The organism is Micromonospora sp. R77, assembly GCF_022747945.1.
In the GTDB taxonomy this organism is placed as follows: Bacteria; Actinomycetota; Actinomycetes; order Mycobacteriales; family Micromonosporaceae; genus Micromonospora.
The window spans coordinates 26,188-41,198 of record NZ_JALDST010000001.1 but is presented as its reverse complement, the minus strand read 5'-3'; the positions used below and the strand labels follow the sequence as shown (position 1 = coordinate 41,198).

The window sequence follows — 15,011 nt, the reverse complement described above, 5'->3', positions numbered from 1 at the left end:
CGAGACTGCGGGCCATGTCGGTGACGACGAGGCCGATGAAGTCGAAGCGAGGTGCCATGCGGCCACGCCAGGACCGGTCCCGGCCGGCCGTCTCGAACGAAACGGACGGCGGTGGAGTGGTCCGTGTGCCCCGCACGCCCGGCTCGTCCGGGCTAGTGTCGAGGACAACTCCGGCTATACGGGTCAAAAGCCGCTTATCGGCGTACCCGGTCGGTGCCACGACGGCGAGGGAAGGAAACGGTCGATGATGCACCTGGCCTACCTGGACGCGGGTTCCGGCAGCCTGATCGTGCAGGCAGTGGTCGGCGGCGTGGCGGGTGTGGCGGTCGCGGCCAAGCTCTACTGGCGCCGGCTGGTCGGCCGGTTCCGCCCCCGGCCGACCGACCCGGCCCCGGCCGACCCGCTGCCGGCCGACCCGGACGGCGTGCCCCGGCGCCAGTCCGCCGACATCTGACCGGGCCCGGCGATGACCGCCACCGACACCCGGGTGGAACCGGGCTCCTTCCGCGACCCGGGCAACCGGGTCTTCCACCGCGGCACCGAGGTGCTGCGCGGCCTCGACGAGCGGTCGGCCGCGGACTGGCGGGCCCTGGCGGCCAGCGACTTCTTCCGCGCCCTGCTCGCCGACGGCCGGGTCTGCGGCACCGAGGAGGTCGCCGCGACCCCGCCCTGGTCCGCGGTGCTCCGGCACGAGCGCATCCCGTTCGTCTCGCACCCGTACGAGTGGTCGTCCGGGATGCTGCGCGAGGCCGCCCTGCTGCACCTGGAGATCCTGCGGGAGGCCGTCGCGGCCGGCTTCACCACCAAGGACGGCTCGGCCTACAACCTCCAGTGGCGCGGCGCGTACCCCGTCTTCATCGACGTCGGCTCGTTCACGCCGCTGCGCGACGGCGAACCCTGGGCCGGCTACCGGCAGTTCTGCCAGACCCTGCTCTGCCCGCTGCTGCTCCAGGCCCACCTCGGGGTGGACTTCCAGCCGTGGCTACGGGCCCGGGTCGACGGCATCGACCCGGAACAGCTGCGCCCGCTCTTCCGCGGCAGCCGCCGGCTGCTGCCCGGCGTGCTCACCCACGTGCACCTGCACGGCGCGATGCAGCAGCGCAACGCCCGGGCCAGCACCGCCGACGTCCGGGCCCAGCTGCGGGCCGCCGGCTACTCCCGGGAGCTGGCGGCGGCGACCGTACGCGGGCTGGAGAAGCTGGTCCGCCGGCTGGACCGGCGGCCGGGGGAGAGCCACTGGGCGGACTACCAGCGCACCTGCGCCTACTCGGCGGCGGACCGGCTGGCCAAGGAGCGCTTCGTCGACCGGGCGGTGGCCGCCGCCGGCTCACCCGCGCTCGCGGTCGACCTGGGCGCCAACGACGGCCGGTACGCGCGCATCGCCGCCCGGCACGCCGGCTACGTGGTCGCCGTCGAGCAGGATCCCGCCGTGGTCGACGCGCTCTGGCGGGCGCTGCACGCCGAGGGGGAGCGGCGCATCCTGCCGCTGGTGATGGACCTCGCCGACCCGTCGCCCGGCGGTGGCTGGCGCGGCGTCGAGCGGGCCGGCTTCGCCGCGCGTACCCGGGCGGACGTGGTGCTCGCCCTGGCCGTGGCGCACCACCTCGCGATCGGCCGGAACGTGCCGCTGGCCGAGGTGGTGGACCAGTTCGTCGGGTTCGGTGTGCCCGGTGGCCGGCTGGTGGTGGAGTTCGTGCACCCGGAGGACCCGATGGCCCGCCGGCTGCTGGCCAACAAGCCGGACGGCCTCTTCCCCGACTACCGCCGGGAGGAGTTCGAACGGCTGCTCGCCGCGCGCTGCCGGGTCGAGCGTCGCTGGGAGCTGCCCTCCGGCACCCGGACGCTCTACCAGGCGGTCGTGGGTGGCTGAGGACACCCTCGCCCCACCCGGGCTGCGGCCGGTCGCGGCCGAGCCGGCGCGGCCCGGCCGGCGGTGGCGGGCGGAGGCGGGCCGGCTGCTGGAGGTGGCCGCCCTGGTCGGGCTGGTGGTCACCCAGCCCCTGCTCGACGTGCTCGGGCGCAGCCCGGACTTCTTCCTGTTCCACCGGGCCGCCCCGGCCGACATCCTGCTGCTGGTGGCGCTCATCGCCGTGGTGCCGACGGTGGCGGTCGCGCTGGTCGGGGTGGTGAGCCGGATGGCCGGTCGGACCGCCCGCGCGGCCGTGCACACGCTGCTCGTCGGGCTGCTGCTCGGCGCGCTCGCCGTGCAGGTGGGGCGGCACCTCACGCCGCTGCGGGGCGTACCCCTGCTGCTGGTTGCGGGGGTGGCCGGCGCGGCCGGCGCGGCCGCCCACCGGCGCTGGCGGGTGCCCGGCCGGGTGCTGCGGGCCGCGGCGATCGGGCCGCCGGTCTTCGTCGGGCTCTTCCTCTTCGCCTCACCGGCCTCGGCGGTGGTGCTGCCCCGCGCGCACTCCGGCGCGGCGGGGGTGGCCGGCCCGGGCAGCCACCCACCGGTCGTCATGATCGTCCTCGACGAGCTGCCGCTGGTCTCGTTGCTCGGCCCGGACGGGAAGATCGACTCCGCCCGCTATCCGCACTTCGCCGAGCTGGCGGCCGGGTCGACCTGGTACCGCAACGCCACCGGCGTCAGCGGCTGGACGCCCTACGCGCTGCCGGCCATGCTGACCGGCCGCTACCCGGCCCGACCTGTCGCCCCGCACTACTCGCAGTACCCGGACAACCTCTTCACCGCCCTCGGCGGCCTCTACGACGTCCGCGCCCAGGAGAGCATCACCCGGCTCTGCCCGCCCAGCCGCTGCGAGCAGCCGGCCAGCCCCGAGCAGGGGCTCGGCGTGCTGGTCCGGGAGAGCGGCCGGCTCCTGCGGCAGGTCACCGCGCCGGTCGACAGCCGGGTCGACCCGGAGGACTCCTACCGCGAGCTGAGCCGCGCCGAGGCGGGCCTGGACGCCGCCGAGCCGGTGCCCGTCGACCCGAAGTTCCGCTGGGACACCCTCGACGACAACCAGCCGGCCCGGTTCACCGAGTTCCTGGCCGGGCTGCGCCCGTCGGCCCGCCCGACCCTGCACTTCCTGCACCTGCTCATGCCGCACTCGCCGTGGGTCTGGCTGCCGTCCGGGGCGCACTACGCCGCCCCGGAGGACCTGCCCAACGACGGCGCCGGCTGGGTGGAGCTGGCCCGGCAGCGGCACCTCGCCCAGCTCGGCTACACCGACCGGCTGATCGGCGAGACGCTGCGCACCCTGCGCGCCACCGGCCTGTACGACAAGGCGCTGGTCCTGGTCACCGCCGACCACGGGGTGAGCTTCACCCGGGACTGGCAGGGGCGGGGGATGGACGCGATCGTGCACGCCGCCGGCCAGGTCGCCTGGGTGCCGATGTTCGTCAAGGAGCCCGGCCAGCGCGCCGGCCGGGTCGACGACCGCAACTGGCAGCACGTGGACCTGCTGCCCACCATCGCCGACGAGACGCACGTCCGGATCCCGTGGCGGATGGACGGCCGCTCCGCCCGGCAGGCCCCCCGCCCCGGCGGCGACAAGCTCTTCTACGACCGTCCCGGCCAGCCGACCACCATCACCGGCGGCGTGCCCGCCCCGCTCCCGCCCCCGGCACCGGACCCGCTGGTCGGCACCCGGCCGGGGGAGCGGCCGGTCGGCGGGACCGCCCGGGTGGCGAACCTCGACGCGTTCCGCGCGGTCGACCCCGCGCACGGCGAACTGCCGGCGCTGGTCTGGGGCACCGTCCCCGCCTCGGTGCCGGACGGCACGAAGCTCGCCGTCGCGGTCAACGGCACCATCGGGGCGGTCGTCCCGGTCGTCCCCGCCGACTCCGGCGGACGCCGGTTCGCCGCGTTCCTCCCCGACGACCGGCTCTTCGCCGCCGGACCGAACCGGCTCGACCTCTTCCGGGTGGCCGCCGACGGCACCCTGCGCCGCCTCACCCTCTCCTGAGCCGCCGCCCACGCCACCACCAGGCCCTCCACCAGGCATTTCCTGGGCGCGCTCCCAGCGTCGTCCGGCGGGGCACCCGTCGGCGGCCCGGACCCGCCCGGCCGGGTTTCCGCGCCGACTCGTCGGGAAACGGGTGACGCATACCTCACCGCAGAACCACGGCGAGCGGTGTCCCCACGACCGTGTTTACGGTAAAAGCGAAGGCAATTCAGCGAAGATCTTGCCGGCGAAGCGAGGGAACACATGACGGAAGTCAAGCTCGACCACCCCGGTGGGCAGCTGTCGATGCCGGTGCAGCCCGCGGTCGAGGGACCCGCCGGCATCGGCGTCAGCAAGCTGCTCAAGGAAACCGGGATGACCACCTACGACCCCGGTTTCGTCAACACCGCCGCCTGTTCGTCCGCGATCACCTACATCGACGGCGACGCCGGCATTCTGCGCTACCGGGGCTACCCGATCGAGCAGCTGGCCGAGAAGTCCTCCTTCCTGGAGGTCTCCTACCTGCTCATCTACGGTGAGCTGCCGACTCCGACCCAGTTGACCGAGTTCAGCGACCGGATCCGGCGGCACTCGCTGCTGCACGAGGAGATGCGTCGGTTCTTCGACGGCTTCCCGCGCGACGCGCACCCGATGGCCGTGCTCTCCTCGGCGGTCAGCGCCATCTCCACCTTCTACCAGGACAGCCTGGACCCGTTCGACGCCGAGCACGTGGAGATGTCCACGATCCGGCTGATGGCGAAGGTCCCCACCATCGCCTCGTACGCGTACAAGAAGTCGATCGGCCAGCCGCTGCTCTACCCGGACAACTCGCTCGGCTACGTCGACAACCTGCTGCGGATGACCTTCGGCGTACCGGCCGAGGAGTACGAGGTCGACCCGGTGATGTCGAAGGTGCTGGACATGCTCTTCGTCCTGCACGCCGACCACGAGCAGAACTGCTCCACCTCGACCGTGCGGCTGGTCGGCTCCAGCAACGCCAACCTCTTCGCCTCGGTCTCGGCCGGCGTGAACGCGCTCTTCGGCCCGCTGCACGGCGGCGCCAACCAGGCCGTGCTGGAGATGCTCCAGAAGATCAAGGAAGACGGCGGCGACGTCCGGTCCTTCGTGCAGAAGGTCAAGGACAAGCAGGACGGCGTCAAGCTGATGGGCTTCGGCCACCGGGTCTACAAGAACTACGACCCGCGCGCCGCCATCGTGAAGAAGGCCGCTCAGGACGTGCTCGGCCGGATGGCCAAGCCGGACCCGCTGCTGGACATCGCCATGGAGCTGGAGGAGATCGCCCTCGCCGACGACTTCTTCGTCTCCCGCCGGCTCTACCCGAACGTGGACTTCTACACCGGCCTGATCTACAAGGCGATGGGCTTCCCCACCAAGATGTTCACGGTGCTCTTCGCGCTCGGCCGGCTCCCCGGCTGGATCGCCCAGTGGCGCGAGATGATCAACGACCCGGAGACCAAGATCGGCCGCCCCCGGCAGATCTACACCGGCTACCCCGCGCGGGACTACCCGCCGGCCGCGGAGCGCTGAGCCCCGCACCCACGACGAAGGCCGCCGACCCCGCGAGGGGTCGGCGGCCTTTTCGCGTACGCGCCCCGCGCGGGGTCAGCGGAGGCCGGCGGCGGCGAGAAGGTTGCCGTCGGGGAGGGCGGGCAGGGTACGGCCGAGCGCCATCCGCTGTTCGGTGCGCTCGGCGGTGAACCGGGCGTCGCCCGCGATGGCGGCGGCGTACGCGGCGGCGGTGCGGGCCGCGATGGCGGACCAGCCGTACTGCTCGTGCACCATCCGCCGGGCGCGGCGGGCCAGGGTGCGGGCCCGCTCCCGGTCGGACAGCAGCGCGTGCACCGCCTCGCTCAGCCCGTCCGGGTCCTGCGGGGCGAAGGTCATCCCGGTGACCCCGGTCTCGACGATCTCGGCCAGCCCGCCGGTGCGGGCCACCGCCAGGGGCGCCCCGGCGGCGGCGCCCTCCAGGGCCACCATGCCGAACGGCTCGTAGATGCTCGGCACCGCGAAGCAGTCCGAGGCGGCCATCACGGCGGGCAGGTCGGTGCCGCCGAGGAAGCCGGGCATGCTGACCGTGCCGCCCAGCCCGAGCCGGTGCACCTCGGCCTCCAGCGCCGCCTTGTACGGGCCGTCGCCGACGATCACCGCGCGCAGGCCCGGGTGCCGGTCGCGCAGCCGGGGCAGCCCGGCGAGCAGGTGCTGCACGCCCTTCTCGTAGACCAGCCGGCCGGCGAAGGTGACCAGGGGGCCGTCCCCGGCGTACCGGGTCCGGGCGGCGGCCACCGCCGACGCCGACACCTTCCAGCGGTGCGGCTCCACCCCGTTGGGCACCACGTCGACGCGGGCGCCCGGAACCCCGAAGAGCGCGCCCACCTCGTCGCGCATGTAGCCGGAGCAGACGATCACCCGGCCGGACTCGGCGGCGAGCCACTGCTCGACGCCGTGGATGGTGCGGTTCATCTCCTCCGGCAGCCAGCCCTGGTGCCGGCCCGCCTCGGTGGCGTGGATGGTGCTGACCAGCGGCACGTCCAGGTGTTCGCGCAGGGTCATCGCGGTGTGCGCGACCAGCCAGTCGTGGGCGTGGATCACGTCGTACGAGCCGGACTCGGCGGCGCGCAGGGCGGCCCGGGTGAGCGTGTGGTTGAACGCCATCGTCCAGGCGAGCAGGGAGTTCGTGGCGAGCGGGAAGGTGACCGGGTCCTCGGCGGCGCGGACGATCCGCACGCCGTCGGCGTACTCCTCCAGCGGGGCGCCCTCGGTGTGGCGGGTGACGACGGTGACCTCGTGCCCGGCGGCGGCCAGCGCGACGGAGAGCGCGTGCACGTGCCGGCCGAGGCCACCGACGAGCACCGGCGGGTACTCCCAGGAGAGCATCAGGATGCGCCGGGTCCGGGGCGGGACGCCGCCGCCGCCGGGCGGGGGGAGCTGGGGCCGGGAGGTGAGGGTGGGCCGGTGGGTCCGGTCCACGGCGGTGGCGGTCTGCTCGCCGACCCGCAGGGTCGTCACATCAATCTCCATCCATACATGCAGGGGCGCGCCGACGACACTGGCGGCGGGGGAGCGTGGTGGGGGTGGCCGAGGGCCGGACGGACGACGCGTGCGCGCGCGTCCGAGCACCAGCAAAGGGCATTCCGCGCCGCACCGCATCTCGAGAGGCGCGATCGTGACGGACGACACCCAAAGGTCCACCCCGCCTCAGGTGGGTGGATTTCGGTTACGGTCCGAACGGGTGGATTGGGCGCGCGGGACGCTGGGCATTAGCGGCGTGCGCACCGGCGGGACGCCCACCGGTGCGTTCATGATCATGGGCCGAAGGAGCGACATGCAGGTCTGGCCGGGCGAGCGGTATCCCCTGGGCGCCACCTACGACGGGATGGGGACCAACTTCGCCATCTTCTCCGAGGTGGCCGAGCGGGTCGAGCTCTGCCTCTTCGACGAGTGGGACGTCGGCACCGAACGCCGGGTCGAGCTGCGTGAGGTCGACGCCTACGTCTGGCACGCGTACCTGCCCGGGATCGAACCCGGCCAGCGCTACGGCTACCGCGTGCACGGCCCGTACGACCCGGCGAACGGGGTGCGCTGCAACCCGCACAAGCTGCTGCTCGACCCGTACGCGAAGGCGGTCGACGGGGAGGTCTCCTGGGACCCGGCGGTCTACGACTACGTGCTCGGTGAGCCGGACCGGATGAACGAGACCGACTCGGCGCCGTTCATGCCCAAGTCGGTGGTGGTCAACCCCTACTTCGACTGGGCCAACGACAAGCCGCCGCGCACCCCCTACCACCACTCCGTGATCTACGAGGCGCACGTACGCGGGCTGACCATGCGTCACCCGGACATCCCCGAGGAACTGCGCGGCACGTACGCGGCGATCGCCTCCCCGGTCATGATCGACTATTTCAAGCGGCTCGGGGTGACCGCCGTCGAGCTGATGCCGGTGCACGAGTTCGTGCACGACCACCGCCTGGCCGACCTGGGCCTGCGCAACTACTGGGGCTACAACACCATCGGCTTCTTCGCCCCGCACCACGGCTACTCGGCGCTGGGCCGGCTCGGCCAGCAGGTGCAGGAGTTCCGGGGCATGGTCCGAGCGCTGCACGCCGCCGGCATCGAGGTGATCCTCGACGTGGTCTACAACCACACCGCCGAGGGCAACCACCTCGGCCCGACGCTCAGCTTCAAGGGCGTCGACTGCCCCAGCTACTACCGCCTGTCCGAGTCCGACCGGCGCTACTTCGTCGACTACACCGGCACCGGCAACAGCCTCAACGTGCGCAGCCCGCACTCCCTCCAGCTGATCATGGACTCGCTGCGCTACTGGGTCACCGAGATGCACGTCGACGGCTTCCGCTTCGACCTCGCCGCCACCCTGGCCCGCGAGTTCTACGAGGTCGACCGCCTCTCCACCTTCTTCGAGGTGGTCCAGCAGGACCCGGTGGTCAGCCAGGTCAAGCTGATCGCCGAGCCGTGGGACGTCGGCCCCGGCGGCTACCAGGTCGGCAACTTTCCGCCGCAGTGGACCGAGTGGAACGGAAAATACCGCGACACCGTCCGCGACTTCTGGCGCGGCGAGCCGAACACCCTCGCCGAGTTCGCCTCCCGGATCTCCGGCTCCGCCGACCTCTACCAGGACGACGGCCGCCGCCCGTTCCACAGCATCAACTTCGTCACCTGCCACGACGGGTTCACCCTCAACGACCTGGTGTCGTACAACGACAAGCACAACGAGGCCAACGGCGAGGAGAATAGGGACGGCGAGGGCCACAACCGCTCCTGGAACTGCGGCGTCGAGGGGGAGACCGACGACGCCGGGGTGCTCGCCCTGCGGGCCCGGCAGCGGCGCAACTTCCTGGCCACCCTGATCCTCTCTCAGGGCGTGCCGATGATCGGCCACGGCGACGAGCTGGGCCGCACCCAGCACGGCAACAACAACGCCTACTGCCAGGACAGCGAGCTGGCCTGGGTCGACTGGGAGTCCGCCGACGACGACCTGCTCGACTTCGTCCGGCGGGTCACCGAGTTCCGCACCCGGCACCAGGTGTTCCGTCGCCGCCGGTTCTTCACCGGCCTGCCGGTGGGCGGCCGGACCGCCGGCTCCGAGCTGCCCGACCTGGCCTGGTACACCCCCGCCGGCCGGGAGATGACCGGCGAGGACTGGGGCAACGACTTCGGCCGCTCGGTGGCTTTGTTCGTCAACGGCGACGGCATCCGGGAGCGCGGCCAGTACGGCCAACGCCACCGGGACAGCTCCTTCCTGCTGCTCTTCAACGCCCACGACGCGGCGCTGGACTTCACCCTGCCGCCGGCCGAGTTCGGTCAGCGGTGGGAACTGGTGATCAGCACCGCGGAACCGGATCCGGAGAAGACCACGGTCGTCGAGGCGGGCGGCACCGTCTGCGTCCCCGACCGTTCCCTGCTGGTCCTGGAGAGGACGGCCTGACCATGACCGACATCCCCCGACCCGACGCGACGACGCGGGTGGGGTCGACCTACCGCGTCCAGGTGCGGCCCGGGTTCGACCTCGACGCCACCGCCGGCCTCACCGGCTACCTCGCCGACCTCGGCGTCACCCACCTCTACAGCGCGCCGCTGCTCACCGCCACCCCCGGCTCGGCGCACGGCTACGACGTGGTCGACCACCGCGCGGTCAACCCCGAACTCGGCGGCGAGGCCGGCCGGCAGCGGCTGGTCCGGGCGCTGCGCGCCGCCGGCCTGGGCCTGGTCGTGGACATCGTGCCCAACCACGCCGGGGTGGCCCGACCCGCGGCCAACCCCGCCTGGTGGGACGTGCTGCGCCGGGGCCGCGAGTCGGCGTACGCGGACTGGTTCGACATCGACTGGGACCGGGGTCGGCTGCTGCTGCCGGTGCTCGCCGACACCCCCGACGCCCTCGACGACCTCAAGGTCGCCGACGGGGAGCTGCGCTACCACGAGCACCGCTTCCCGATCGCCGACGGCACCGACGCCGGCAACCCCCGGCAGGTGCACGACCGGCAGCACTACGAGCTGGTCTCCTGGCGGCGCGGCGACAGCGAGCTGACGTACCGCCGGTTCTTCGCCGTCTCCGACCTGGCCGGCCTGCGGGTGGAGGACCCGGAGGTCTTCCGGGCCACCCACGCGGAGATCCTGCGCTGGGCCGACGCCGGCGAGCTGGACGGCATCCGGGTGGACCACCCGGACGGGCTGCGCGACCCGGCGGAATACCTGGCCCGGCTGCGCGCCGCCGCGCCCGCCGCGTGGCTGGTCGTGGAGAAGATCCTGGAGTACGGCGAGGAGCTGCCCGACTGGCCGGTCGACGGCACCACCGGCTACGACGCCCTCGCCGCCGTCAGCGGTCTCTTCGTCGACCCGCGCGCCGAGGGCGACTTCACCGCCCTGGACACCCGGCTCACCGGGCAGGCCACCTCCTGGCCGAACCTGACCCACGACACGAAGCTGGAGGCCGCCACCCGGCTGCTCGCCGCCGAGCTGAGCCGGCTCGCCGCGCTCGTGCCCGAGCTGGAGCGTGAACAGGTCCGGGCCGCCCTCACCGAGCTGGCCGCCTGCTTCCCGGTCTACCGCGGCTACCCGCCGGAGGGGGCCCGGCACCTGGCCGCCGCCCGCGCCGAGGCCGGGCGCCGCCGCCCCGACCTGACCGCCACCCTGGACGCGGTCACCGCCCGGCTCCGCGACCCCGACCACGAGCTGGCCGCCCGGTTCCCGCAGCTCACCGGCGCGGTGATGGCCAAGGGCGTCGAGGACACCGCCTACTACCGGTGGAGCCGGTTCGTCGCGCTCAACGAGGTCGGCGGCAGCCCCGCCCACTTCGGCGTGCCGCCGGCCGAGTTCCACCGCTTCGCCGCCGCCCGCCAGGTGCGCTGGCCGGCGAGCATGACCGCCCTCTCCACCCACGACACCAAGCGCGGCGAGGACGTCCGGGCCCGGCTGGCCGTCCTGTCCGAGCTGCCCGGCCGCTGGGCCGAGCGGGTCGGCGACTGGATGTCCCGCGCCCCGCTGGCCGACCCCGCCTTCGCCCACCTGCTCTGGCAGACCGCCGTCGGCGCCTGGCCGATCGAGCGGGAGCGCCTGCACGCGTACGTGGAGAAGGCCGCCCGGGAGGCGTCGGTCTCCACCAGCTGGGCCGACCCCGACCCGGCCTTCGAGCGGCAGCTGCACGCCCTGGTCGACCGGATGTACGACGACCCGGAGCTGCACGCCGAGCTGACCGCCTTCGCCGCCGGGATCACCCCGGCCGGCTGGTCCAACTCGCTCGGGCAGAAGCTGGTCCAGCTCGCCATGCCCGGTGTGCCGGACACCTACCAGGGCACCGAGCTCTGGGAGAACTCGCTGGTCGATCCCGACAACCGCCGCCCGGTCGACTTCGCCGTACGCCGGGAGCTGCTGGCCCGGCTCGACGCCGGCCGGCGGCCCGACGTGGCCGCCGACGGCGCGGCGAAGCTGCTGGTGGTGTCCCGGACGCTGCGGTTGCGCCGGGACCGCCCGGAGCTGTTCGCCGGCTACCGGCCGGTGCCGGCGCACGGGCCGGCCGGGACGCACGTGGTCGCCTTCGACCGGGGCGGGGCGATCGCCGTGGCCACCCGGCTGCCGCTCGGTCTGGCCGAGGCCGGCGGCTGGCGCGACACGACTCTGTCACTTCCTGTTCATCCGGTGACCGACCTGTTCACCGGTCGGGTCTACAGTGGTTCTGAGCTGCTCCTTCATGATCTGTTGAGCACCTATCCCGTCGCCCTCCTGGCTCCCACCGACTCCGTGGAGGCTGCCGCATGACCGAGTTCACGGTGTGGGCGCCCGAGGCCGCCCGGGTCCGGCTGCGCCTGCCCGGCGTCGCCGACCACGAGATGCGTTCCGGCCCGGACGGCTGGTGGCGGGTCGAGGTGCCCGACGCCGGCCCGGGCACCGACTACGCCTTCGTCCTCGGCGACGACGAGCGGGCGCTGCCCGACCCCCGATCGGCCTGGCAGCCGGCCGGCGTGCACGGCCCGAGCCGCCGCTACGACCACGCCGCGTTCGACTGGACCGACCAGGGCTGGACCGGCCGGCAGCTGCCCGGCAGCATCCTCTACGAGCTGCACATCGGCACCTTCACCCCGGAGGGCACCTTCGACGCGGCGATCGGCCGCCTCGACCACCTGGTCGACCTCGGCGTCGACCTGATCGAGCTGCTGCCGGTCAACGCTTTCAACGGCGAGCACAACTGGGGTTACGACGGGGTCTGCTGGTATGCCCCGCACCAGCCGTACGGGGGACCGGACGGGCTGAAACGACTGGTCGACGCCGCCCACGCCAAGGGGCTGGGGGTGATCCTCGACGTCGTCTACAACCATTTCGGGCCCTCCGGGGCCTACGCGCCGATGTTCGCGCCCTACCTGACCGAGCAGAGCAACACCTGGGGCCGCACCGTCAACCTGGACGGCCCGCACTCCGACGGGGTGCGCCGCTACATCATCGACAGCGTGCTGATGTGGCTGCGCGACTACCACGTCGACGGGCTGCGGCTGGACGCCGTGCACGCCATGCCCGACTCCCGGGCCACCCACTTCCTGGAGCAGGTCGCCGTGGAGGTGGAGGCCCTGGCCACCCACCTCGGCCGGCCGCTGTCGCTGATCGCCGAGTCCGACCTCAACGACGCGAAACTGATCACGCCACGGGAGGCCGGCGGGTACGGCCTGCACGCCCAGTGGAACGACGACGCCCACCACGCGCTGCACACCCTGCTCACCGGCGAGCGGCAGGGCTACTACGGCGACTTCGGCTCCCTGGAGTGCCTGGCGGACGTGCTGACCGGAGCGTTCTTCCACGCCGGCACCTGGTCCAGCTTCCGCAGGCGCAGCCACGGCCGGCCGGTGGACCGGCAGCGGACGCCGGGGCACCGGTTCGTGGCGTACCTGCAGAACCACGACCAGATCGGCAACCGGGCCACCGGTGACCGGATCTCCGCCACGCTCTCCCCGGCGCTGCTGCGGGTCGGGGCGACGCTGCTGATGACCGCGCCGTTCACCCCGATGCTGTTCATGGGGGAGGAGTGGGCGGCCAGCACCCCGTGGCAGTTCTTCACCAGCCACCCGGAGCCGGAGCTGGCCACCGCCGTCGCCACCGGCCGTCGGCGCGAGTTCGCCGCGCACGGCTGGCCGCCCGGGGACGTGCCCGATCCCCAGGACCGGCAGACCTTCGTCCGCTCCCGGCTCGACTGGGCCGAGCTGGACAAACCCGAACACCGCGAGATGTACGACTTCCACCGGCGGCTGATCGCCCTGCGCAAGAGCCGCGCCGACCTGTCCGACCCCCGACTGGACGCGGTCGAGGTCCGGCACGGCGACCAGTTCCTGGTGATGCGCCGGGGCGAGACGCTGGTGGTGGCGAACCTGGCCGGCAAGGCACAGCGGATCAACCTGCCCGGCCCGGTACGCACCGTCCTGCTGACCACCGGCACCGGGGTCACGGTGATGCGGGACGGCCTCCAGCTGCCGGCCGAGACGGCCGCAATCGTCGCCTGAGCCGCCCCGGCAGTGGCGGCCGAGCACCCGGCCGCCGCTGTCCGTCCCGCCGGGTCGGGTCCTCGGCCGGGTCGGGTGCTGGCCAGGTTCAGCCGGTGGCCGGGTTGGTTCGCCGGCCGTCCTCGCCCGCCGCTGGCCGGTGTCCGGCTTCGCGAACGGTCTCGTCACCGGCTGGCATGCCGTGAGCAGCCCCGTCCGGGCCCGCCGCCGGTGGGTGAGATACGCGACGGGAGAAGACGCTGCCCTGCCGCTACGAACCTGATTACCCACATGAATCATGATCACCGTCGAGTGCCTGATCCACTGATGTAATCAGGTTCGTAGCGGCCGTGAGCCTGGTCCGGCTCGGTGAACAACGGGACCGGGCGGAGGACTCGCCGGTGCCCACCGGCGGCAAGGAGAACCGGGGCATCGTGCTGGTCGTCGCCGGAAGAGCGCCTGGTGCCCGACCGGCATCCGGCTTCCGGCGCGCAGAGGTCGGCATCCGGCCTCCGGCACCCAGCGGTCGATATCCGGCGGCCCGCGCGTGGATTCGGGGTTCGTGTCCCGATTCGGGGGCATAGCGTCAGCATGGCGGGATCACCGCCGGCCGCCGGGCGGGGCGGTCCCGACGACGCGGGAGCGAGGCGTGGACGTGGAGAGAATCGACGGGGTGGTGCTGCCCGAACTGGACGGGTCGGCGCGCAGCGGCGCGCTGCCGCGTACCCTCGGGCTGGTCAGCCTGGCCCTCGGCGCGGGCGCGCTGCTCGCGCCGGACCTGGTCGCCCGGTGGACCGGCCTGGACGACTCGCGCGAGGCCCGGGCGCTGCTGCCGGCGATCGGGCTGCGTGAGCTGGCCCCCGCCGCCGGGTTGCTGCGGGGCGGCACCCCGGCCGGTGGACGGGGAGCCGGGTCGGCGGGGACGCGATGGACCTGGCGCTGCTCGGGCGGGCCTGGGCCGACCGGTCCGGCGACCGACGCCGTCGGGTCGCCGTGACCACCGCCGTCATCGCCGGCATCACCGCCGTGGACGTGGTGGCCACGCTGCGCGCGGGGCGAGCCCGGCGGGCCCGCCGGCGACTGGTCCGGATGGAACTCGCGGTGACCGTCAACACCCCGGCCAGCGAGGCGTACCGGTTCTGGCGGAACCTGGAGAACCTGCCCCGGTTCATGACCCACCTGGAGTCGGTCCGGGCCGACGACCTGCGCCGTTCCCACTGGGTGGCGCGGGGACCGGCGGGCCGGTCGATCTCCTGGGACGCGGAGATCGTCGACGACCGGCCGAACGAGTCGCTCGCCTGGCGCTCGCTGCCCGGCGCGCGGGTGCCGAACGCCGGTCGGGTGCGCTTCCTGCCGGCCCCCGGCGACCGGGGCACCGAGGTCCGCGTGCAGCTCGGCTACGCGCCGCCCGCCGGTCGCCTCGGTCGGGCCGTGGCGAAGCTGTTCGGCGAGGAGCCCGAGCAGCAGGTCCGCGACGACCTGCGCCGCTTCAAGCAGGTGCTGGAGACCGGCGAGGTGGTCCGCTCCGACGCCGGCCCCGACGGGATCTCGCTGGGGCAGCAGCTCCGCCAGCGCCCTGCCCAGCCCCTGTCCGCCGGCTCCGGCCGCTGACCTGCCCGAAGGAGACACG

10 protein-coding genes are annotated in these 15,011 nt (G+C 73.5%); 9 read left to right on the top strand and 1 reads right to left on the bottom strand.

Annotated features, from left to right (window positions below):
* Nucleotides 1–244: 244 nt before the first annotated feature.
* The 4 genes from MRQ36_RS00175 (at nt 245) to MRQ36_RS00160 (ending at nt 5,435) form a co-directional block, all read left to right on the top strand.
* Nucleotides 245–454 (top strand): hypothetical protein, encoded by a 210-nt coding sequence (locus tag MRQ36_RS00175; RefSeq protein ID WP_242801526.1) that lies wholly within the window; start codon nt 245–247, stop codon nt 452–454.
* Between the two features lie 12 nt (nt 455–466).
* Nucleotides 467–1,870: a class I SAM-dependent methyltransferase gene (locus MRQ36_RS00170; protein WP_242791269.1), complete on the top strand. Its 1,404-nt coding sequence runs from the start codon at nt 467–469 to the stop codon at nt 1,868–1,870.
* Between the two features lie 22 nt (nt 1,871–1,892).
* Entirely contained in the window at nt 1,893–3,908 is a 2,016-nt protein-coding gene (locus tag MRQ36_RS00165; RefSeq protein ID WP_242800766.1) for a sulfatase-like hydrolase/transferase, read from the top strand.
* Nucleotides 3,909–4,151: 243 nt separating this feature from the next.
* Complete coding sequence (locus tag MRQ36_RS00160; RefSeq protein ID WP_242791267.1) at nt 4,152–5,435, top strand: citrate synthase; 1,284 nt, start codon at nt 4,152–4,154, stop codon at nt 5,433–5,435.
* Nucleotides 5,436–5,510: 75 nt separating this feature from the next.
* Here MRQ36_RS00160 and MRQ36_RS00155 read toward each other — a convergent pair whose 3' ends face one another.
* Nucleotides 5,511–6,914, bottom strand: coding sequence for a glycosyltransferase family 4 protein (locus MRQ36_RS00155; protein ID WP_242800764.1), 1,404 nt, complete (start codon nt 6,912–6,914; stop codon nt 5,511–5,513).
* A gap of 316 nt (nt 6,915–7,230) precedes the next feature.
* Here MRQ36_RS00155 and glgX point away from each other — a divergent pair, with 316 nt between their 5' ends.
* The 5 genes from glgX (at nt 7,231) to MRQ36_RS00130 (ending at nt 14,992) form a co-directional block, all read left to right on the top strand.
* Complete coding sequence (gene glgX / locus MRQ36_RS00150; protein WP_242791259.1) at nt 7,231–9,348, top strand: glycogen debranching protein GlgX; 2,118 nt, start codon at nt 7,231–7,233, stop codon at nt 9,346–9,348.
* Between the two features lie 2 nt (nt 9,349–9,350).
* Nucleotides 9,351–11,675 carry a malto-oligosyltrehalose synthase gene (gene treY, locus MRQ36_RS00145; RefSeq protein WP_242791257.1) on the top strand — a complete coding sequence of 775 codons (2,325 nt, stop codon included), beginning with the start codon at nt 9,351–9,353 and terminating at the stop codon, nt 11,673–11,675.
* Complete coding sequence (gene treZ / locus MRQ36_RS00140) at nt 11,672–13,402, top strand: malto-oligosyltrehalose trehalohydrolase (RefSeq protein ID WP_242791255.1); 1,731 nt, start codon at nt 11,672–11,674, stop codon at nt 13,400–13,402. Before treY ends, treZ begins: the two co-directional genes overlap by 4 nt.
* 628 nt (nt 13,403–14,030) lie before the next feature.
* Nucleotides 14,031–14,378 (top strand): hypothetical protein, encoded by a 348-nt coding sequence (locus MRQ36_RS00135; protein ID WP_242791253.1) that lies wholly within the window; start codon nt 14,031–14,033, stop codon nt 14,376–14,378.
* Nucleotides 14,309–14,992: an SRPBCC family protein gene (locus MRQ36_RS00130; RefSeq protein ID WP_242791251.1), complete on the top strand. Its 684-nt coding sequence runs from the start codon at nt 14,309–14,311 to the stop codon at nt 14,990–14,992. The genes MRQ36_RS00135 and MRQ36_RS00130 overlap by 70 nt, the downstream gene beginning before the upstream one ends.
* The last annotated feature ends 19 nt before the right edge of the window (nt 14,993–15,011 follow it).